Genomic DNA, 19,040 nt, shown 5'->3' with positions numbered 1-19,040 from the left:
CACTGGCTCACGCCCTCCGCAGCGCAATGACTTCTTACGGATACCGACCATGAACATCCTTGTCGTTGAAGACGAGCCAAAGGCAGGCAATTACCTGCTCAACGGCCTGCAGGAACTCGGTTACTCGGTCAGCCTGGCACGCGATGGCGTGGACGGGTTGCACCTGGCCCTGGAAACCTCGTTCGACGTCATCGTGCTCGATGTGATGATGCCGAAAATGGACGGCTGGGAAGTGCTGCGGCGCTTGCGCAAGGAAGCCGATACACCGGTGCTGTTCCTCAGCGCCCGCGACGACATCGCCGACCGCATCAAAGGCCTGGAACTGGGCGCCGACGATTACCTGATCAAGCCGTTCTCCTTCGCCGAATTGGTGGCGCGCCTGCGCACCCTGACCCGACGCGGCCCATCCCGGGAAGAAGAACAATTGCAAATCGCCGACCTGCAAATCGACGTGCTCAAACGCCGCATCACCCGCGACGGCGTGCGGATCACCCTGACCAACAAAGAGTTCGCCCTGCTCCACTTGTTCGCCACGCATCAGGGCCAAGTGCTGTCGCGCTCGCTGATTGCCTCGCGGGTGTGGGACATGAATTTCGACAGCGACACCAATGTGGTGGACGTTGCGGTGCGGCGTTTGCGCTTGAAAGTCGACGACCCGTTCCAGCTCAAGCTGATCCATAGCGTGCGTGGCATCGGCTATCGCTTTGATACGCAGCCATGAACAGTCGGCCGCATTCCCTGACCCTGCGCCTGGCACTGTTGTTTGCCTTGCTGGCATTTGCCTCTGTGATCACGCTGGGCGTGTGTTTGTATCGCGAGTTGGAACGCGAGTTGATCCGGCGGGACGATGCCGCACTGATCACCCGGGTCGATCAACTGCGCACCTTTCTGAATGACAGCAACACCCTGGACTTGATCAAAAGCAAACCGGCCTTGTTCCAAAATATGCTCGGCAACCGCGAATCGGTGCTGGTGATCGGTGCGGCCGGACAAAAACCGTTGCTGGTGGTCAACCCTGGCAACCTCGACATACCGACCTTGGCCCCCGTGACCATGGACCATCCGTTGATTCTGGCCGACGTGCAGCATTTTTCCGGCGTGGATGGCGTGCCCTTCGCGGCGCTGGCGGCGACCATCGACTCGGGCGACCTGGGCAGCCTGCAAGTCGTGGCCGGGCGATTGATGACTGAACGCACCAGCGTGCTGGCCAACTACCGGATACGCGTTTACCTCCTGGCCGGTGTCGCCGCCCTATTGCTCGCGCTCTGCGGCTATTTGCTGCTTTATCGCGGGCTGCTGCCATTGCGTCGCCTGGCCAAACACGCCCACGGCATTGGCGTCGGCAACCTCACCGAACGCCTCGATAACCACGGCGCGCCGCTGGAAGTGCAGCCAATGATCGACGCCTTCAACGGCGTCCTCGACCGCCTCGCCAAAGGCTTCGTCCAGCTCGGCCAGGTCTCCACCGACATGGCCCACGAACTGCGCACTCCGATCAACAACCTGCTCGGCGAAACCCAAGTCGCCCTCCAGCAAAACCGCAGCGTCGAAGCCTACCAACAACTGCTTGCCTCCAACGTCGAAGAACTTGAACGCCTCGCGCGCATGCTCGACAACATGCTGTTCCTGGCCCGAACCGACCCCGCCAGCGCCCTGCGCCAACGCCAGGAACTGGATGCTGCGGACGAAATGGAACGCATGGCGGATTACTTTGAAGGGCTGGCGGCAGATGTCGGGATCAGCATCAACGCCCATGGCAGCGGCGTGATCTGGGCCGAGCCGATGTTGCTGCGGCGGGCGTTGGCCAACTTGTGCTCGAATGCCATCAAATATGGCGCGCCGGATTCGGAACTGGCGGTGAGCGCGACGCCCTCCTCTGACGGGATCAGCCTGCGAGTGAGTAACCATGGCGCAACCATTGCGCCCGAACATCTGCCGAAACTGTTTGATCGGTTTTATCGGGTGGATGAGTCGCGGGAGCGGTCGGCGCAATCGAATGGGTTGGGGTTGTCGATTGTGGCGACGATCATGCAGTTGCATAGCGGAGGGTATGGCGTCACCAGTGAGAATGGGGTGACGTGTTTTGAATTGTTCTTTCCGGCGCGGGTATTGGAAGGATGACAGGGCTTATGGGTCTATTTGAATAACAGGCCGTGACATAACTGGCGAACAGCCACCTATCTCCCTATCATGCCGCCCACTGGCCCTCGACTAAGAGGTCAGAGGACAATCATTCAAAAGGGAATAGACGTGAAAGAGTTTGTAATTGGCGTAAACAACGTAGTTCTGTATGTCGCGCTGGCTGTTATCTGGATCATGGCCGTGGTCATGGTCTTCGTTCAGGGCTTCTGGTCCGGCGCCGGCATTTTCATTGCGGGCACCCTGACCTGGTGCATCGTTTCCGGCTTCTGGTTTGTACAGTCGGCGACGTATGAAGAACTGAAAAAGTTGAACGCCAAACAAGGCTGACACTTGTTGGCTGGACCTACCGCACAGGTCCGATATTGCTTCATGCAACAAGTGTAACGAGGGGGCAATCCCCTCGTTACAGTGCCTGGCGACTACCCAGGCTTGTGGTTATCCAGCACTCGATTCACCGCTAACTCACCCAACCTGATTACCTGCTGCAACACCAGCATTCTCCTGCGCTGTGCGCCGTCCATTGTGCTGGCGATCTCACTCGCTATCTCGGTGGCAGACCCCAACGATTCGCAGGCCTGGACGAGCAATGTTTCGTCATTCGCCGCTGGGTTGATGATGAAGGTGTCGTTACTGGAGCTGTGGGGCGGTATCTGCGTTTTCGTCGCCCCGGGGTTCAGGTAGAAGTTGAGTGCGCGGTCGGCTGCTTCTTTTAGCTTCTTGGGGTCAAGATCAAGAGAGGCGTCGTAGGGTACTGGATTGGTGTTCGGGGGATTGGGCGTTACTTTGAACATAAATTGCTTACTCCAAACTGGGGCCGCAACCGTTCTCGACTAAAAGTAGGGTGGCGGCTGTACGCAGGTTAGTCGACCGAGGGAGTTAGCAAACCCGGCGCGCCCTAGGGCGCCCTGCGCACAACCACCATCAAGTGCAGGAATAGAATGACCTGACTGAATGGCGCTTATGCACCTCACTAACAACCTCGGGCGACTAAACCCGACCACTGATGGGCAGTGGCAGGTAAACGATAGAGGCCGGGCGCAAGAGGCACAAGCCGGAGGATTCTGGCGTACGCGTAGGCAACGGCGCAAGGGTTTGTAGCCTTTAGGACGTAACACTGAGTGTCTTTAAACGTCCTGCCCTATCCAGTTAAACACCCACCAAAAAACCCGTAATCCTTGGTCAGAGCCAGCAAAAAGGTAACGACGCCGTGTCCGCAACAAAGGTGAATGGCAGATCGATCAGCGCAAACGGACCAATAAACTGCGCGAACTGGTACTCAACGTCTAACCCGCTATAGCAGTCGTATGAGTGGTAGGGATTCGTCACTGCACCAAGCCAGGCACAACCGCTCAACTGCAAAATAGCCGCTATCAAAACAAGCTTCCGTAGCACGTAATTTCCTTATTACTTTTCCATGCGTGAGGCATAAGCACCTCAAATATTGCAGGTGTACTGAAATTCGAAAGGGAAAAACACGGTATCGACCACAAAAGAAAACGGCGCGTCGATCAGCAGGAACGGGATGAGTTTTCCGTGGGAGGTGCCAACTAACCACCAATCAAAACGAAGCCCCGTGTAAGGGCAAGGGTGGTTGTAGTCCATTCGCATCGCGACCGCCATGCAACCACCCAAACAGGTGAACATAACCTGCAAAATCACTTTCCAAAGCACGTAACGTCCTTATTACTTTTATACGCAGAACTGCAGAGACGGCATCGCAAGAAGTTAGTCACCAATGCCGAGTTCGTCAGCGACTGCGATGCCCTTACGCGCTAGATACCTTGGAGCGCGGGATCAGCTTATGGCTTGGTCGCATGCCCTTGGAAAAGCTTGGTATAGGCGAAGTAACCACCCGCTATCTCAACGACGGCCAGCACCCCATACGCCGCGCCAAACATGAACGATGAGGCGATGAAACCTATCGCCACAATGCCCACAAAAACCTGGATGATTTTCAGCGTCTTTTCTTCCAGAGAAAATTTCCCATGCAGAAACAGACCTGCGGCAAGACCGATCAGAACGCCCACAATGATTCGTGCAAACATCACTCAACTCCTTTTGCTGAAAGGCAGGAAGCTTACTCCAGAAAAGACAACCACACTCCTTCCAGAGGGATTCGGCTTGCACTCAACCGCCCCACTAACGTTGATACCTCGAGCTGACCTTACAAACCTGACCGAGGATGACCTATGCTCCTCGGCAGCTACTCCCTTCGAGTGTTCCCTCAATGATCAAACGCTGCACTTTGCTCGACCATAATGGTTGGCTGCCCCTGCGTATCGCCCTGTGGCCTGATTCCGCCCCGAACAATGACCATGACAAACAAACCCTACTGAGCACGCCAGAACGCTACGTGGTATTGATCTTCGTTAATGAAGAAGGCAATGCGCTAGGGTTTGCCGAAGCGTCGATCCGAACGGATTACGTTAACGGCACCAACTCCTCGCCCGTGGCCTTTCTCGAAGGTCTATACGTCCAGCCTGCCAGTCGGGGCGAAGGCATAGCGCGGCAACTCGTGGCGCGCATTCAACAGTGGGCCGAACAAATGGGCTGCACAGAACTGGCTTCGGATGCACTGGTGGATAACGAGGGAAGCCACGCCTGCATAAGGCCTTGGGCTTCGCAGAGACTGAACGGGTGGTTTACTTTCTGAAGCCTTTAGGGGGAATCAAGGCGTAATAGAAGTGCGCGTATGATCAGCATTCATAGCAAAAGGTGACAGGTTTATTTATTGGTTGGAGCGATGGAAAGTAGATTCGCCACTTTTCTGTAAGCATAGAAAAGCCACGAAAATGGATGCGTCACCTTTTTTCAGGTTTCAACTAATGGCGCAAGGATTCGTAGCCATTAGGACGTAACACTGAGTGTCGCTAAACAAACGGTGTGCAAGAGATAAACACGCCTAAAAATCAGAAAGCACCTGAGGTGCTTTTGGCTGCAAATACCGGCAGGTGTAGAGCAAAAAAGGGCCGAGATCCATGATGGACTCGGCCCGCGAACTACTTTTAACTCAGAATGCGGCCTATCAGCCGCGGCTGACCGTGAAGCCCATAGCTGGCGAGGTATAAATTTTGAGAGACTCAGACTCAAATACGTCCTCTAAGCGCTTGGCCTTATCAAACCATTGGCATTTGACTCCATCCTTTGGGCCCGTCCCGTATCCGCTATAGTCGCCAATATCTACAACAGTCATTTTCGGCCCCCCACTAAGCATCACTACAACGTCGCCTTTCTTGAATTCAGTCATGACACGCTCCTATGTGTGAACTGCTTTTATTGGGGCGCCGCGCCACCATTTCAATACCACACCCAAAGAAACACTAAATACATACGCGTCACAAATTACGCATCCAAAAATGTAACGCGAATCACTTACTTCGCCTCTCGCCCAAGAAAAAGGTGATGGATTTATTTACTGATCAGACCTATGAGAAGTAGATATTTCAAGGATCTGTAGTGTAGGAAAACCGCGAAAATATGTCTGGCTCTTTTTTCTCGTTTTTTCTTGAGGTGAACCCAAGCCCAGTCCGCTAGTCTTCCACGTGTATGGATTCACAGTATTACCTAAGCATCAGTGATGGCATAATGCCGTTTCCGTATTTTTGAATAATACGTTGAACTTTAAAAATTAACCACTACTGGGAAGTCAAATGGACGTAACCTCAATCCCCTCAACGGTCTATGTGGCCTTCGGCGTAATTACCGCTGCGCTTCTTACCGGATTTTTCTCGTTTATGAACATGGTAAGTGCAAAGGAGAATAAGGTTTCTGAATTCCGCCTTGCTTGGGTAGATGGCCTTAGAAACGAAATCGCCGAATATACCTCTGCAGCACAGGAGCTCGTGCGTGTTTCCAACAGATTTCAAGCAGAGGATTTTCATACTCCGCAGGAAAAACACGCGCTCAAAATCGAATGGTATAAAGAGACTAAATCAGCATATGCCAGAGCTATTGAATGCCTGAGCAAAATCCAACTTCGCCTAAATGCAGAACACATCAAGACTCACCCTGAAAGCCCGGAAGCAAGTCTAATGAGAGCAATTTCAATTGCACGAGACTCTTCAGCCAAGGGAGACTTCGATAGCGTTTTAAACTCTTGTAATGATATTAGGTCGGCAGCCGCGCCCATTTTGAAAAGCACATGGAATCTAGTCAAGCTTGGAGAAACAGGATATCGACGAATTCGCAAATACGCACTGCTAACCGTTACAGCAGGATTTTATGCAGTCATCGTTTTCGGAATTTATATCGGAGTGAACACATACAAATCTGAAGTAGACAAACCACGAAAGGATTTATCCGTACCTCCAAAGGAGGCTATAGGTAAGTTCCCAACTCCTTCTGGCGAGACTCCAGCCCAAGACAATACTAGCAAGTAGTAAACGCAAAAAGGTGACGAATTTAATTAATAGACCCAACCTTAAATAGACCCGTCAGTTATGAATATCAAATATCTTGACCCATCACGCACTGAATTAAACGACGCATATTTTGATCATGAAATATCACCGATCGTGACTCCAGCACGAAGATAAAAACCATTAGAGCCCGCCCCGAGAAATAATTGGGCCAACCTGCTAATAAATGCATTCATATCAACTTCACTAACCTTATAACTTACAACCGAGCAGTCGGAGAATGACGTGAGGCGGCTGTTTGAACTATTCAACTCTGTTATTCCAGTGCTCGTGAGAAGCTTAAGTAAAAAGTCAACTGCTTGATTTTTGAGGATCAGGTCCCACTTTTTACACGTGATCTTTCCAACCCAAAATATCGAAAAAACAATCCAGTCGTTGCTCATAGCAAACTTTGTCATCAGGCGCCCAGCTCAAAATCCACTCTCGCGAAAAATAGTTAGATAGGGGCACCGATGTTACTCGCCCATTGGCATTAAACATCTGCTACAACTAAGTACGTGTAAGTACGTGCACGTAACTCACGCTTAAAGCCTTCCGCATCGTAACAAACGCCACGTTCTTATTTGGATTTTTACGCCCACCTTTAGCTGTCAGCACTCTCCCCTTGCAAAAAGATTGACGGTTTTTTAAAGGACAAAATGTGACAGATTTTTTCACTGATTGAATTTACGAAAACGATCTGCCAATTTCTGTTTCGAACCCGGGTAAAAAGTGACAGATTTATTTATGGTAGAGCCATGTAAAACAGATCTGCTACCTATTTTAAAAAGCATTAATCAGGCCATGTTTTTTTTAAAAAACCCTTCAAAGGCAATGCTGTACGCGGCGCCTTCAAATTCAACTTACCAACAAGTCGCCTCATAAGGTTATCAGCGTCTTTTTCACTTACAGGCAAAGTGTATTGATTAGTAATTTCCGCCTTCCACTTCTTAACAAAAACAGGCTCTGCAATTTTTTTACTTGAAAACTCAGCATCGAGTGTTGTGATAAGTCTCAATACAACATCTCCAAACCCGACGACCCCTCTAAGCGTAACATGATAACTATCACCAATCACAATTACGGGACACTCTGGAATTTCTGACACCCCCAAATCCGCAGCTGTTAGAGCACTGTATAATTTATACGCCTTCAGCTGATTATCACCAGCTACCCCGCCCTTGTGGATAAAACCATTTCTCAACTCTTTAAAAAATCGATAGCAAGTCATCATACAAGGAAGAGCAGACAGATTATATTTCTTATTCTCAGCAAGAGTGACATGTATAGTATCTTTAAGTGGCAAACTATTAGGCAAAGTCTGGATCTTCGCTAAAACCGCAGGATATTCATATCCTTTTTTTTTACCACCCATCAATCCATCCAATTCTTCATCAAGCGAAGAATACCAAGCCTCGTATAAAGCGCAGAACTCGGAAAGCATAATTTTCGCAAACTGCTCTTTTTGCTGATCCCAGGTACTTTCAATACATGAACGCCTCAAATTTACTCCACGGATATCACTCCCGGCAACAAATCTACCGAGAAGTGCGTCATGGCCAATATCCGGATTTTCGCCAAGCAGACCTTTCACTTGCCATCGTAAATTCCACATCGCCGCGGCGGTTGGCCAAATGAAGTCAAATATCGCTGTCATCTGAGCGATGATAATTTTTGAAGAGTCGAAAAATAATCTCTGCTGCATCAACCAATCTCCCTATCTAAAAAGGTGACGAATTTATTTAAGGAATAGTCCATTAAAAATAAATCAGCCATTTTTTATGTCCGTTCTCTTGATGTAGTGAGAAGAGGCCTATATAGCACAGCCACTGCCATCCGCTCACTTCAATTTGCATGCTTGCATGAATTTGTCTGTTTCTCGTGTAGATCCACCTGCGGAAGCGGTTCCAGACCATTTAGAGTCAAATTCTTCCGACTGAAGTCCGAGCTGAATTACTGACTTCGCATTACGAAGATCAGCTAAAACCTTAAGAATTTCCTCTTTCTCGCGAGTGATGTACTGAGCGTAATCGTTGTTACGCTGAGCGCTCTCCGCCGTGAAGTGGTGAATCTCACCTTGATCTACTTTGATCAGAAGTTTCCACTCTGAACTGGTCCGCCCGTCCGCCCATTTTTCTTTTTGCAAGAGCGCAAGGGAAAGCCCTTCCGAATCGCAGTCGAACGCGACCGCTTGGCTCGGGCTAATGTTGCCAAAAAGCATTGCTTTCTTGCCACCCGAAAAGATGTCGTCTTGAGTGCTGGTACTCCAATCAGCACTAGCAACTGATGGAATGGCGATACCGAGAAATAAAACCGTTGCGGCTATCCCTGCTTTCATGTCGATACCCTTCGGAAAGATAGGGTGATCTTAGCCGCTCTATGGGCACCTTGCCATCACGTCACGCGCTGAATCTACGGTGGGTGATTGCCACCCTCCTCGCTTCGAATCCGATGTAGGGCCCACCCACGGAATTAGCCACTATCGGCATTTGCATGCCAAACGTGATCGAACTCAAGATGTCGCGAACGCAGCTCAAAAAACACACAGGCACAAAAAAGGGCCCACCTTTCGGTGAGCCCTTCTAGACCGCCCAGCAGAGCGGATTTTGTTTGGTAGGCGCGATTGGACTCGAACCAACGACCCCCACCATGTCAAGGTGGTGCTCTAACCAACTGAGCTACGTGCCTGCTGTGAGGCGGCATTCTACGGAATTCCGGAGGGGTGTCAACACCTTTTTTCGAGCTAACCCTATGAATATGCAAAATATTTAATTTTGGTGCTGCGACGAAGATTTTCCGGTGGCTGGCGGCGGTTTTTTAACTCGGGTAGGATCGGTGCACTCGTAAAATATATTAAACAGAGGCTGCAGGATGGCGAACACCCCCTACCCAGAGTCCTATTATGCTGCATCGGCGAATGCGGTTCCGCCGCGTCCGGTTTTGCAGGATGACGTAGAGACTGATGTCTGTGTGATCGGCGCCGGTTACACCGGTCTGTCCTCTGCCCTGTTTCTGCTGGAGAACGGTTTTAAGGTCACGGTGCTTGAGGCGGCCAAGGTTGGGTTTGGTGCGTCGGGACGTAACGGTGGCCAGATTGTTAACAGTTATAGCCGTGACATTGATGTGATCGAGCGCAGTGTCGGGCCCAAGCAGGCGCAGTTGCTGGGGCAGATGGCGTTTGAGGGTGGGCGGATCATTCGAGAGCGGGTCGCCAAATATAATATCCAGTGCGATTTGAAGGACGGCGGTGTGTTCGCGGCCATCACGGCCAAGCAGATGGGTCATCTGGAATCGCAGAAGCGGCTGTGGGAGCGCTTCGGGCATACGCAGCTTGAGTTGCTGGATCAGAAGCGCATCCGTGAAGTGGTGGCGTGCGATCAGTATGTCGGCGGCATGCTCGACATGAGCGGCGGGCATATTCATCCGTTGAACCTGGCGCTCGGTGAAGCGGCGGCCGTGGAGTCGTTGGGCGGCACTATATATGAGCAGTCGCCGGCGGTGCGCATCGAGCGCGGGGCGAATCCGGTGGTGCATACGCCGCAGGGTAAGGTTCGGGCCAAGTTCATCATTGTTGCGGGCAATGCTTACCTCGGTAATCTGGTGCCGGAATTGGCAGCGAAGTCGATGCCGTGCGGGACTCAGGTGATTACCACTGAACCGCTGAGTGATGCGCTGGCCAAGGCGCTATTGCCGCAGGATTACTGTGTCGAGGACTGCAACTACCTGCTTGATTACTACCGTTTGACCGGGGACAAGCGTTTGGTCTTCGGCGGTGGCGTGGTGTATGGCGCGCGGGATCCGGCGAACATCGAGGCGATCATTCGGCCGAAGATGCTCAAGGCGTTTCCGCAGTTGAAGGACGTGAAGATCGATTACGCCTGGACCGGAAATTTCCTGCTGACGTTGTCGCGTCTTCCGCAGGTCGGGCGGCTGGGGGATAACATTTACTATTCCCAGGGTTGCAGTGGGCATGGCGTGACGTATACGCATCTGGCGGGCAAGGTGTTGGCTGAAGCGTTGCGTGGGCAGGCCGAGCGGTTTGATGCGTTTGCGGATTTGCCGCATTACCCATTCCCGGGTGGGCAGTTGTTGCGCACGCCGTTTGCGGCGTTGGGTGCGTGGTATTACGGGTTGCGGGATAAATTCGGGTACTAAGCAACACCGCAACACCCTGTAGGAGCTGAGCTTGCTCGCGAAAGCGGTGTGTCAGGCAACAATGATGCCGACTGATACGGCCTCTTCGCGAGCAAGCTTCGCTCCTACAGAGGGTTGGGTGTCAGTCGATATTTATGTTGTCTGACAGGCCGCCTTCGCGAGCAGGCTCGCTCCCACAGGGGGAACGGGGTTAGAGGCGATGTCGGGGGATACCGCTGCGGATTCGCAGGATATCGGCCAGGACGGCCAAGGCAATTTCCGCTGGGGTTTTGCTTCCGAGGTTCAGGCCAATCGGCGCATGAATCCTTGCGAGCTCCACATCCCCCAACCCTCCAATCCTGCGCAACCGCTCAAAGCGCTTCTGCGATGTCTGCATCGACCCCATCACACCGATATAAAACGCATCGGTGCGCACGGCTTCCATCATCGCCAGGTCATCAATACGCGGATCATGGGTCAGCGCTACCACCGCCGTATCGCTATGACAGCCGCCATCCGCGATAAACACCGACGGCAATTGCCGGCGAATCTCGACGCCCTGCAGCACCACGCCTTCCAGCACTTCATCGCGAGGATCACAAAGGATCACCTCGAAACCCAGGCCCACGGCAAATTCCGCACAAGCCTGGGCGACGCTGGAATACCCCGCCAGCAATAACCGCTGAGCCGCACCGATCCGCACGCGCACCCGGTCGATCTCACGCTCGATGCGCGCACCCTGCTCACTGTCCGCGAACACACTGCGCGCGCCGCTGGCCAGATCGACCTCGCGGATCAACCGACGCTGCCCGAGCAACGCCGATTCCAGTTCCCGCAAATGCGCCTGAACCTCGCAATCCGATTCAAGCGTCTCCACCAGCACATCGAGTACGCCGCCACAGGGCAGACTCACCCGCGAACGCGGGTCATCGCCTTCACCGTAGCGGACAACGCTGACGGCTTGATCAAACAACCCTTCGGCAACCCGCTCAAGAAAATCTTCCTCAACGCAGCCACCGGACAGCGAGCCGATCCATTTCCCATCAACGTTCACCGCCAGCAACGAGCCCGGCGCACGGGGCGCCGAGCCGTAAGTGGCGAGCACGGTGCACAGCCACACGCGCTGCCCAGCCACCGACCATTCCAGCGCGCGGCGCACCACTTGCAGATCGAGATGCTGCATGTCAGTGCGCCTTGTGCTCGGCCGGTGGTGCGTCCGCTTGCAGCTTCTGCACATCACTGACCGCCAGCTCACTCGACTGACCGCCCCAACCCTGACGCAGGTAATTCAGCAGATCCGTCAGTTGCTCGTGATTGAGTTTGTCGGCGAAGCCCGGCATCGGTTGCATGCGTTCGAACCCGGCGAATTTCTGTTCGCCGATGCCGTCCTCGATCACTCGCAACAGGTTGCGCGGATCTTCCAGGCGCAACGTGGTGTTGCCGCGCATGGCCACCGCGATGTGCGGCTTGCCTTCGCCGTTCGGTGCGTGGCAACCAGCACAGACGTTCAGGTAATCCTGACGACCGCGCTGGGCGCTTGGGCTCATCTTGTCCAACGGGACTTCGGTCAGCACTTTGGCCGCAGGCGCTGGATCGCCCAGCAGGTACGTCGCCATCGCCGCCAGGTCCGGGTCGCTGAGGCCTTGGGTGCTGTTGTGGAACACCGGGAACATCTCGTTGAACATCGTGCCCTGGGCGCTCATGCCGTGTTTGAGGAACGTGCTCAGGTCCTGATGATTCCAGCCGCGAGCGGCCAAATCAGTGGCCAACAGGCTTGGCGCCAGGTAGCCGTTGAGTAGGCCACCAGTCAGGCGTTTGTCCTGCTGCATCGCGCCGGGCAAACCGCGTGGGGTATGGCATTCGCCGCAGTGACCGAGCACTTCGACCATGTACTCGCCGCGCTTGAACTCTTCACTTTTGCCTTCGGTCGGCGCGAGTTTCACGTCCTTGCCGTAGAGCATGTTCCAGCCCATCAAACCCAGGCGCACGTTGAACGGAAAGCTCAGGCTGGTGACCGGTGCTGCGCGTTCAATCGGCTCAACGGTTTTCAGGTACGCGTGAATCGCGTCCGAGTCTTCGCGCGGCATCAGGTGATAGGAGGTGTAGGGCATCGCCGGGTACAGGTTCGCGCCATCCCGGCGCTTGCCTTCGGTGAGCGCGGCAAAGAATTCGTCATCGTTGTACAGACCGATGCCGTGCTCTTTGCTCGGGGTGATGTTGGTGCCGTAGATCGTGCCGAACGGCGAGACGATCGGCAAACCACCCGCAAACGGCGCGCCGCCCGGTGCGGTGTGGCACGCCATGCAGTCAGCCGCGCGCGCGAGGTATTCGCCGCGTTTCACCTGATCATCCGCATGGGCCAGCAACACCGGCGCAGCCAGGCCGACCGCCAACGCCAGGCGGGAAAGTAGTTGCTTCATCTTTAACCCTCCTTGACCAGGCCGAGATCAGTCAGCACGTTGCGCGTCGCGCTGTAGTAACGCACGTAGCCGGTGCAGCGGCAGATGTGATGACCGAGGCTGTCCTCGATGACTTGTTCCAGCTGACTTTTCACGATCGGCTGACGCTGGAGTTTTTCCACCAGCACGGTCGCGGCGTTCACAAAACCTGGCGCGCAATAGCTGCACTGGAAGGCGAACTCATCGACGAAGCGCTGCTGGATCGGATTCAGTTCGGTGACCTTGCCCTGCTCATCGCGAGTCGCATGGCCTTCGATGGTCCGCACTTTCTTGCCTTCGAAGTAATGCGCGCCAGTAATGCAGGTGCGCACTTCTTCGCTGGTGCCGTCCGGGTTATCGACGATCACCACACAAGCGTGGCAGATGCCTTGGCCACAGCCCAGACGCGAGCCGGTAAGGTTTTTGTATTCGTGCAGGTAGTCAATCATCGGCAGGTCATCAGGGATGTCCACCGGGCCGACGGATTGACCGTTGAGGGTCAGTTGAAGCGGACGGTTAGCCATTGAGGGCCTCCTTGATGCGTGCGGAAGTGATAGGCAGGTCGCGGACCCGTTTGCCGATGGCGTGGGCCACGGCGTTACCGATGGCGCCGACCACCGGGATCATCACCACCTCGGCGATGCCCTTCGATGGGTCGCTCGGCGACAGCGGCGGCAGGATCTCGGCGGTCTGGTTCCAGACTGCAACGTGCCGGGCCATCGGCAAGCGGTAACGGTTGAAGTTCCAGTCACCCTCCCCCGGCCCGCCTTCGTACAGCGGCATCTCTTCGAGCAGCGCATGGCCAATGCCCATGGCAATCCCGCCTTCGAGCTGGCCCTTGACCAGTTCTTCCACCAGCACCCGACCGCACTCGACCCACGAGTGATGGTTGAGCACTTGCACCTCGGCGGAGCCCTTGTTGACTTTCAATTCCACCAGCGTCGCGACCGGGCTGTAGTAAGTCACCGCCGCATTGTTTAGCTGGGTGTCCGGGTAGTGCACGTTCTGGCGATCCAATAAATGGAAACCGGAGCTGGTCATCTGCGCTTTCTTCGCGCTCGGGGCGCCGTCGCCGTACTTCACGGCCAAGCCGTCGAGGGGCAGACGCTCGCGCACGCCGTCGATGCTGAACTCGGCCTCGGCCCAGCTCCAGCGGTTGAAACCGTGCACGGTCGCGCCAGTCACCAGGCCTTTTTCGTGGGCGTGTTTCGCCAGTTGCTCAAAGCTCAGCGGCTGCATGCCGTTGGCAGTGAGTTTGCCGTCGACCCAATGCGCGTCTTCGCGGCGCACCACGTACGGGTTGGCCTGGCCGCCGTAAGGGCCCTGGCCCCAGATCTGCAACGCTGCCGGCCACAAGCCGTGGTTGAACAGCACGCGAGAAGCTTCACGGGTGGCGTGGCTGAAGTAGTAGGCAGAGTTGGTCGCCGACGAGGCCGAGGCGAGTTTGCCGACCCAGCGCGGATTGCGCAGGAAACCGTCCTGTTCAGCCTGGCTCATGATGTACGGGTTGCCGCCGGTGATCAGCTGCAACTCTTTCCATTCGGTTTCGCCGGTCTTCACTTCGGTGGCCGGGATACCAATGAAATCCGCCACCACCAAGGCTTGTGAGGTGGACATGCCGGTGCCGATTTCGATGCCGATGTGGCGCAGGCTCACGTGGCCCTCAGCGGTGAACTCGATGCTGGCCATCGGCGCTTCGGAGCCGGTGCCAAAGTCTTTCTGGCAGATGGCGAAACCGACGCCGTACCAGTGATCCGGGTCGGCGGCTTCGCGCTGAAGCTTGATCAGGTCGCGGTTTTTCCAGACTTCATGGACCGCGGCTTTGTCGAGAATCTCGTGCAAACGCAAGGCGCCAGCCGGGACCGCGCCCTGGGTGTTTTTCATGCCCGAGAGCATGGCGTTTTTCTTGCGCAGATCGATGGCGTCGATGCCAAGACGACCGGCGATTTCATCGACCATCATCTCGGTGGACGCCATGCTTTGCAGGGTGCCGTAACCGCGCATCGACCCGGCCTCAACGGCTCGGGAATGGTAGGCCGTGACCTGCAAATCGTTCTGCGGCATGTAGTAGATCGACTGCGCCGCCGTGGCGCCAACCGCTGCCACCGACGGGCTGTAGTTGATCCGCCCGCCGCCGTCGACGCTCATCTCGGCACGGAAAATCTTGAAGCTGTGATCGGTCTTGTCCACGGCCAACTGGTAGCGGATGTCGAACGGATGACGCTTGATGCCGCTCTGGAATTGCTCGTAGCGGTCGTTGGCCAGACGCACCGGCACACCCGCGCCGTACAACGCAGCGAGGGCGGCGTAGTAGACGAATATGTTGTGGTCTTTGGAACCGTAACCGACGGTGTAACCAGGGTGCATATTCAGATTGGCCAGGCCGAAACGCGACGGCGCGATCATCTTCGCGGTCTCGGTGGCGGCTTCTAGCGGGCACTGGGTAGCGACGACAAAGTGCAGGGTCTTGGTTGCCGGATCGTACCAGCCGTTGCCGTTGTCCGGCTCCATCGCGGCGGGTTCGATCGACGGGGTTTTGTAGCGCTCGTCGAAGACCAGCCAGTTGTCTGGCGGGCTGTCGATTTGCTGCTTCATGCGGTCGGCGTAAAACAGTCCGCGCTCAGTCAGATTGCCGTGCAGGTCCGGCTGGGAATTCCACACCGGGCGACGGTTTTTCAGCATCGGGAACAGGATCGAATCCTTGAGGCTGGCGAATTCATCTTCGTCCGCCGAGGTCGCACCGCCGACGCGCACGTAGCGGAAACTGCCGTAGGGATCGCCTTCGTAGAACGGCACCTGAGCACCGTAACGAATTGCTTTGTCATTGAACTTGAGTTTGGCCTTGGCCTGGCGGAAGCGCTCGAAATCGTTCCAGATCAGGATCGCCACCGGGTGACCGATGAACATCGGCACCTTGCCTTCGGGCAGCAACGGATCAGGCGCGTGTTCTTCCGGGAAGACGATGCCGTCCTTGTCCAGGTCGGCGGCGGTGACGATGCGGTCAGGCTGCAAGTCGGCGCCGAGCCACGACAGGTCGTAGCCGGCATAGATACGGTCGGCCTTGGTGATTTTCAGCAACATGGCGTGGCCCTGCTGCTGCGGCCAGCCCGGCATGTCCTTGGCACGAATGTCGCGGGCAAAGACTTTGCTGCCGCAGACCTTGGACAAGGCATCGTTACGCGAGCGTGCCTTGCCATTGTTGCCGAGCCACTGCTCGGACGGCACGGTCACGCTGTTTTCCATCAAGGCAGCCAGCGCCTGGGAGCTGAGCGGCGTGAGCGTCACGCTCACACCCGCCACCAGCCCGCCCTGAAGGAACGAGCGCCGGGAGATATCACGGTTGGACATGGATCATCCTCTGGGCGGTTATGGGTCCGCCCTTCTGGTTATGTTCTGGGGATCTCGAGTCTTGCAGAAGCGCTTTTGGACGAAGCAAAAGGCTGTATTTGACAGTGCAAAGCTGACCGAAAGGTTAACTTTATAGGTTTCTGCGCTTGCGGCAAACAACCGGTTACAAAAAAACTGACCAATGAATCAAAATATTGCTGCGTTGCGCTGCAATAAATCGATGGAACACGCTGATCTCTATCGATGAAAAACGCTGTTCCCTGTAGGAGCGAGGCTTGCCCGCGAAGGCGTCCTCAAGGGCACCACCTGTAGGAGCAAGGCTTGCCCGCGATAGCGATCTCAAGGACGCCTTCGCGGGCAAGCCTCGCTCCTACAGGTTCTGCGTACGTCAGGCTTCGAGTCGCTGGAGGAATTCCGCGCGGCGGTGCTGGTCGGCTTCTTCTTTGGCCATCAATTCGGGTAGCAGCTCGGCCGCTCGCTGGGCATCGATGATGTAGACGCCGTCATCGTCACCGATGACCAGATCCCCCGGATGCACCGTCACTTCGCCAATCTGGATCGGCTGATTGACCTCACCTTGGGCGCCAATGCCACGAGTGGTGTACGCACTGACATCACGACAAAACACCGGCAAGCCATGTTGGCGTAGCGCGCTGACATCAGTGACGGCGCCCGACACCACGACCCCGGCCAGGCCCTTGATCAAACCGGCCAAGGTTCTCAATTCGCCCCAGCAGCCGCACTCTTGATCGCCCACACACTCAATCACCAGCACATCCCCCGGCTGACTCAGCAATAGCGCTTCACGTAAAACGCTGCCATCCGGCGGGAAGACTTTGATGGTCACCACATTGCCGACCATGCGGATATCGTTGAACAGCGGTTTGACCCCACGCAGGAAGCCGTGGTCGGAAAAATGGCCGATGGTGGACGACGGGATGGTTCGGTATTTTTCCAGTAACTCTGGACTGACCAGTTGCTGGCGAGGGTTGATCTGATAACTCATCGGCATTTTTTCCCCGGACGCAGCAATGGGCAGGTCGAACAGTATTCAGCGGGCTCAGTGGCCAGGTAATAGAAACAGCAGGTTCGGCGAAAACGAATGCTCCGCTGCCCGTCGTCCACCAGCGTCGGCGGTCTGCGGAAATGGCTCAGCGGGTTGTATTCGAGGCCGAACAGCGCCGGTTCGGCCTGGCTCATCAGCCAGGTGAAATCCGCTTCACAGCGCACGCGCACCGCCGGGTCCTCGATTTTCGCCATGCGTTTTTCATACAGCGAATACACGCGCACCGCGGTGTTTTCCCAGAGGATGCGCCGGGAAACGCCGGTGATCCGGTTGAAGGTTTGCCACAGCGGTTTCAGCAGATCGGCAAACAGTGCCTGCACCAGAGCTTCGCGCCAGGCGTCGCGCTCGTTGGCCCCATAGGTCAGCGGCTGGCCGTGAATCAGCGGCATCGACGACGTCCACAACCCATCATCGTGGCCATACTCGACCACCGTGTTGTCCAGCGACATCAGCAAGCCTTTGTCATACACCGACATCGCGTACAAACAGGCGCCGGTCGCCAGAAACGACAAACGCTTGCCCAGCAACGAGGCGGTAATCGCCCGAGTCGGCGAGCCGATCACCGGGCCCAACCTGTCCAGCAACTGTTCGCACACGTCCTCTTGCAACAAGTCCCGTGCCATCAGCGACCGCAGCGAATCGCGTTCAGCGCCGTCCTTGAGCCGCAACCCAACGGACAATGCTGCCCACTCCGACTCAGTGAAATGGCCAGCCAGATTCATTGCGGCAATTCCCGGCCAAACGGAATGCACAGCGGAGTGCCGAAGAACGGATCAGGAATGATTCGGCAATTGAGGTCGAACACGGTTTTGACCAGCGCCTCGGTCAGCACCTCGTCGGGTCGGCCCTGAGCGAATGCAGTCTGGTTGTGCACCGCGACCATGTGGTCGGCGTAACGACAGGCCAGGTTGAGGTCGTGCAGCACCATGATGATGGTTTTGTTTTCGAGCCGATTGAGGTCGCGCAGCAGGTCCAGCACTTCGATCTGGTGCGCCAGGTCGAGGAACGTGGTCGGCTCGTCGAGCAGCACGATGCCGGTGTCCTGGGCCAAAGTCATGGCGATCCACGCCCGCTGGCGTTGCCCGCCGGACAACGCGTCCACCGGTCGATCCGCCAGGGCCAACAGACTGGTTTGTGCGAGTGCGCGGTTGACCATGGCTTCATCTTCCGCCGACCACTGTTGCATCCAGCTCTGATACGGATAGCGCCCCAGCGCCACCAATTGCCGCACGGTGATGCCCTCCGGCGCGCTCGGGGTTTGCGGCAAAATCGCCAACTCCCGGGCCACCGCCGCCGTAGACTTTTGCTGGATGTCCACGCCGTTGAGAATCACCGAGCCCTGCTGCGGTTTCAGCAGCCGGGCGAAGGATTTGAGCAAGGTGCTTTTGCCGCAGCCGTTGCTGCCGATCAATACCGAGATCTTGCCTTGGGGCAGTTGCATGTCCAGCGCGTCAATAATCACCTGGCGCTGATAACTCAGGGTCAGGCCGCGACTTGCAATCGACGTCATACGTT

General features: G+C 55.7%; 20 protein-coding genes, 1 tRNA gene and 1 pseudogene. 6 read left to right on the top strand and 16 right to left on the bottom strand.

The annotated features are described in order from the left end of the window. Positions 1–49 precede the first annotated feature (49 nt). From ACWIKB_RS25575 to ACWIKB_RS25565, 3 genes are all read left to right on the top strand, one after another. A complete protein-coding gene (locus tag ACWIKB_RS25575) occupies positions 50–721 on the top strand; it encodes a heavy metal response regulator transcription factor (protein ID WP_475270272.1) in 672 nt (223 codons plus the stop codon). Further along, the gene (locus ACWIKB_RS25570; protein ID WP_475270271.1) at positions 718–2,121 is read left to right on the top strand and encodes a heavy metal sensor histidine kinase; all 1,404 of its coding nucleotides are present in this window, start codon (positions 718–720) and stop codon (positions 2,119–2,121) included. The genes ACWIKB_RS25575 and ACWIKB_RS25570 overlap by 4 nt, the downstream gene beginning before the upstream one ends. Positions 2,122–2,250: 129 nt before the next feature. Then, complete coding sequence (locus ACWIKB_RS25565) at positions 2,251–2,469, top strand: hypothetical protein (RefSeq protein WP_475270270.1); 219 nt, start codon at positions 2,251–2,253, stop codon at positions 2,467–2,469. Positions 2,470–2,561: 92 nt separating this feature from the next. Here ACWIKB_RS25565 and ACWIKB_RS25560 read toward each other — a convergent pair whose 3' ends face one another. From ACWIKB_RS25560 to ACWIKB_RS25545, 4 genes are all read right to left on the bottom strand, one after another. Then, positions 2,562–2,933: a DUF6124 family protein gene (locus ACWIKB_RS25560; protein ID WP_475270269.1), complete on the bottom strand. Its 372-nt coding sequence runs from the start codon at positions 2,931–2,933 to the stop codon at positions 2,562–2,564. 388 nt (positions 2,934–3,321) lie between these two features. Continuing rightward, complete coding sequence (locus ACWIKB_RS25555) at positions 3,322–3,468, bottom strand: YceK/YidQ family lipoprotein (protein WP_475270305.1); 147 nt, start codon at positions 3,466–3,468, stop codon at positions 3,322–3,324. 108 nt (positions 3,469–3,576) lie between these two features. Further along, positions 3,577–3,813 carry a YceK/YidQ family lipoprotein gene (locus tag ACWIKB_RS25550; RefSeq protein WP_475270268.1) on the bottom strand — a complete coding sequence of 79 codons (237 nt, stop codon included), beginning with the start codon at positions 3,811–3,813 and terminating at the stop codon, positions 3,577–3,579. A gap of 128 nt (positions 3,814–3,941) precedes the next feature. Continuing rightward, positions 3,942–4,187, bottom strand: a complete 246-nt coding sequence (locus ACWIKB_RS25545) for a hypothetical protein (protein ID WP_475270267.1) — start codon at positions 4,185–4,187, stop codon at positions 3,942–3,944. 182 nt (positions 4,188–4,369) lie between these two features. On the opposite strand from ACWIKB_RS25545, the pseudogene aac(6') reads away from it, so the two are divergent. Then, positions 4,370–4,821: pseudogene (aac(6'), locus tag ACWIKB_RS25540) on the top strand (aminoglycoside 6'-N-acetyltransferase). A 346-nt stretch (positions 4,822–5,167) separates the two neighbouring features. Here aac(6') and ACWIKB_RS25535 read toward each other — a convergent pair. Continuing rightward, positions 5,168–5,389, bottom strand: coding sequence for a YodC family protein (locus ACWIKB_RS25535; protein ID WP_475270266.1), 222 nt, complete (start codon positions 5,387–5,389; stop codon positions 5,168–5,170). Positions 5,390–5,792: 403 nt separating this feature from the next. Here ACWIKB_RS25535 and ACWIKB_RS25530 point away from each other — a divergent pair, with 403 nt between their 5' ends. Further along, positions 5,793–6,521: a hypothetical protein gene (locus ACWIKB_RS25530; RefSeq protein WP_475270265.1), complete on the top strand. Its 729-nt coding sequence runs from the start codon at positions 5,793–5,795 to the stop codon at positions 6,519–6,521. 116 nt (positions 6,522–6,637) lie between these two features. Here the strand turns inward: ACWIKB_RS25530 and ACWIKB_RS25525 are convergent, their stop codons facing one another. From ACWIKB_RS25525 to ACWIKB_RS25510, 4 genes are all read right to left on the bottom strand, one after another. Further along, a complete protein-coding gene (locus ACWIKB_RS25525; RefSeq protein WP_475270264.1) occupies positions 6,638–6,943 on the bottom strand; it encodes a hypothetical protein in 306 nt (101 codons plus the stop codon). A gap of 389 nt (positions 6,944–7,332) precedes the next feature. Next, the gene (locus tag ACWIKB_RS25520; RefSeq protein ID WP_475270263.1) at positions 7,333–8,244 is read right to left on the bottom strand and encodes a hypothetical protein; all 912 of its coding nucleotides are present in this window, start codon (positions 8,242–8,244) and stop codon (positions 7,333–7,335) included. Between the two features lie 135 nt (positions 8,245–8,379). Beyond that, the gene (locus ACWIKB_RS25515) at positions 8,380–8,877 is read right to left on the bottom strand and encodes a hypothetical protein (protein ID WP_475270262.1); all 498 of its coding nucleotides are present in this window, start codon (positions 8,875–8,877) and stop codon (positions 8,380–8,382) included. 273 nt (positions 8,878–9,150) lie between these two features. Further along, positions 9,151–9,227: transfer RNA gene (locus ACWIKB_RS25510), tRNA-Val, on the bottom strand. Positions 9,228–9,410: 183 nt separating this feature from the next. Here ACWIKB_RS25510 and ACWIKB_RS25505 point away from each other — a divergent pair. Then, on the top strand, positions 9,411–10,694 hold the full coding sequence (locus tag ACWIKB_RS25505) for an NAD(P)/FAD-dependent oxidoreductase (RefSeq protein ID WP_475270261.1): 1,284 nt from the start codon (positions 9,411–9,413) through the stop codon (positions 10,692–10,694). A 190-nt stretch (positions 10,695–10,884) separates the two neighbouring features. Here the strand turns inward: ACWIKB_RS25505 and ACWIKB_RS25500 are convergent, their stop codons facing one another. The 7 genes from ACWIKB_RS25500 to ACWIKB_RS25470 all read right to left on the bottom strand — a co-directional run bounded on the left by ACWIKB_RS25500 (position 10,885) and on the right by ACWIKB_RS25470 (position 19,035). Beyond that, on the bottom strand, positions 10,885–11,856 hold the full coding sequence (locus tag ACWIKB_RS25500; protein WP_475270260.1) for an XdhC family protein: 972 nt from the start codon (positions 11,854–11,856) through the stop codon (positions 10,885–10,887). A gap of 1 nt (position 11,857) precedes the next feature. After that, positions 11,858–13,093, bottom strand: coding sequence for a c-type cytochrome (locus ACWIKB_RS25495; protein ID WP_475270259.1), 1,236 nt, complete (start codon positions 13,091–13,093; stop codon positions 11,858–11,860). Positions 13,094–13,095: 2 nt separating this feature from the next. Beyond that, complete coding sequence (locus ACWIKB_RS25490) at positions 13,096–13,635, bottom strand: (2Fe-2S)-binding protein (RefSeq protein WP_093218009.1); 540 nt, start codon at positions 13,633–13,635, stop codon at positions 13,096–13,098. After that, a complete protein-coding gene (locus ACWIKB_RS25485) occupies positions 13,628–16,459 on the bottom strand; it encodes a xanthine dehydrogenase family protein molybdopterin-binding subunit (RefSeq protein WP_475270258.1) in 2,832 nt (943 codons plus the stop codon). Before ACWIKB_RS25485 ends, ACWIKB_RS25490 begins: the two co-directional genes overlap by 8 nt. A gap of 388 nt (positions 16,460–16,847) precedes the next feature. Further along, entirely contained in the window at positions 16,848–17,471 is a 624-nt protein-coding gene (locus tag ACWIKB_RS25480; RefSeq protein WP_475270257.1) for an RraA family protein, read from the bottom strand. After that, a complete protein-coding gene (locus tag ACWIKB_RS25475; protein WP_475270256.1) occupies positions 17,462–18,247 on the bottom strand; it encodes an IucA/IucC family C-terminal-domain containing protein in 786 nt (261 codons plus the stop codon). Before ACWIKB_RS25475 ends, ACWIKB_RS25480 begins: the two co-directional genes overlap by 10 nt. After that, positions 18,244–19,035 carry an ABC transporter ATP-binding protein gene (locus tag ACWIKB_RS25470; protein WP_054615494.1) on the bottom strand — a complete coding sequence of 264 codons (792 nt, stop codon included), beginning with the start codon at positions 19,033–19,035 and terminating at the stop codon, positions 18,244–18,246. The genes ACWIKB_RS25475 and ACWIKB_RS25470 overlap by 4 nt, the downstream gene beginning before the upstream one ends. Positions 19,036–19,040 lie beyond the last annotated feature (5 nt).

Source organism: Pseudomonas sp. 5Vm1k (assembly GCF_056161485.1).
This window is presented reverse-complemented; position numbering and strand designations above follow the sequence as displayed.

Excerpts from the sequence above, each read along its gene's own strand:
- ACWIKB_RS25470 (WP_054615494.1), bottom strand. The coding sequence starts at position 19,035 with ATGACGTCGATTGCAAGTCGCGGCCTGACCCTGAGTTATCAGCGCCAG.
- ACWIKB_RS25520 (WP_475270263.1), bottom strand. The coding sequence starts at position 8,244 with ATGCAGCAGAGATTATTTTTCGACTCTTCAAAAATTATCATCGCTCAG.
- ACWIKB_RS25560 (WP_475270269.1), bottom strand. The coding sequence starts at position 2,933 with ATGTTCAAAGTAACGCCCAATCCCCCGAACACCAATCCAGTACCCTAC.
- ACWIKB_RS25530 (WP_475270265.1), top strand. The coding sequence starts at position 5,793 with ATGGACGTAACCTCAATCCCCTCAACGGTCTATGTGGCCTTCGGCGTA.
- ACWIKB_RS25475 (WP_475270256.1), bottom strand. The coding sequence starts at position 18,247 with ATGAATCTGGCTGGCCATTTCACTGAGTCGGAGTGGGCAGCATTGTCC.
- ACWIKB_RS25485 (WP_475270258.1), bottom strand. The coding sequence starts at position 16,459 with ATGTCCAACCGTGATATCTCCCGGCGCTCGTTCCTTCAGGGCGGGCTG.
- ACWIKB_RS25480 (WP_475270257.1), bottom strand. The coding sequence starts at position 17,471 with ATGCCGATGAGTTATCAGATCAACCCTCGCCAGCAACTGGTCAGTCCA.
- ACWIKB_RS25505 (WP_475270261.1), top strand. The coding sequence starts at position 9,411 with ATGGCGAACACCCCCTACCCAGAGTCCTATTATGCTGCATCGGCGAAT.
- ACWIKB_RS25545 (WP_475270267.1), bottom strand. The coding sequence starts at position 4,187 with ATGTTTGCACGAATCATTGTGGGCGTTCTGATCGGTCTTGCCGCAGGT.
- ACWIKB_RS25525 (WP_475270264.1), bottom strand. The coding sequence starts at position 6,943 with ATGAGCAACGACTGGATTGTTTTTTCGATATTTTGGGTTGGAAAGATC.
- ACWIKB_RS25575 (WP_475270272.1), top strand. The coding sequence starts at position 50 with ATGAACATCCTTGTCGTTGAAGACGAGCCAAAGGCAGGCAATTACCTG.
- ACWIKB_RS25490 (WP_093218009.1), bottom strand. The coding sequence starts at position 13,635 with ATGGCTAACCGTCCGCTTCAACTGACCCTCAACGGTCAATCCGTCGGC.
- ACWIKB_RS25515 (WP_475270262.1), bottom strand. The coding sequence starts at position 8,877 with ATGAAAGCAGGGATAGCCGCAACGGTTTTATTTCTCGGTATCGCCATT.
- ACWIKB_RS25495 (WP_475270259.1), bottom strand. The coding sequence starts at position 13,093 with ATGAAGCAACTACTTTCCCGCCTGGCGTTGGCGGTCGGCCTGGCTGCG.
- ACWIKB_RS25535 (WP_475270266.1), bottom strand. The coding sequence starts at position 5,389 with ATGACTGAATTCAAGAAAGGCGACGTTGTAGTGATGCTTAGTGGGGGG.
- ACWIKB_RS25500 (WP_475270260.1), bottom strand. The coding sequence starts at position 11,856 with ATGCAGCATCTCGATCTGCAAGTGGTGCGCCGCGCGCTGGAATGGTCG.
- ACWIKB_RS25570 (WP_475270271.1), top strand. The coding sequence starts at position 718 with ATGAACAGTCGGCCGCATTCCCTGACCCTGCGCCTGGCACTGTTGTTT.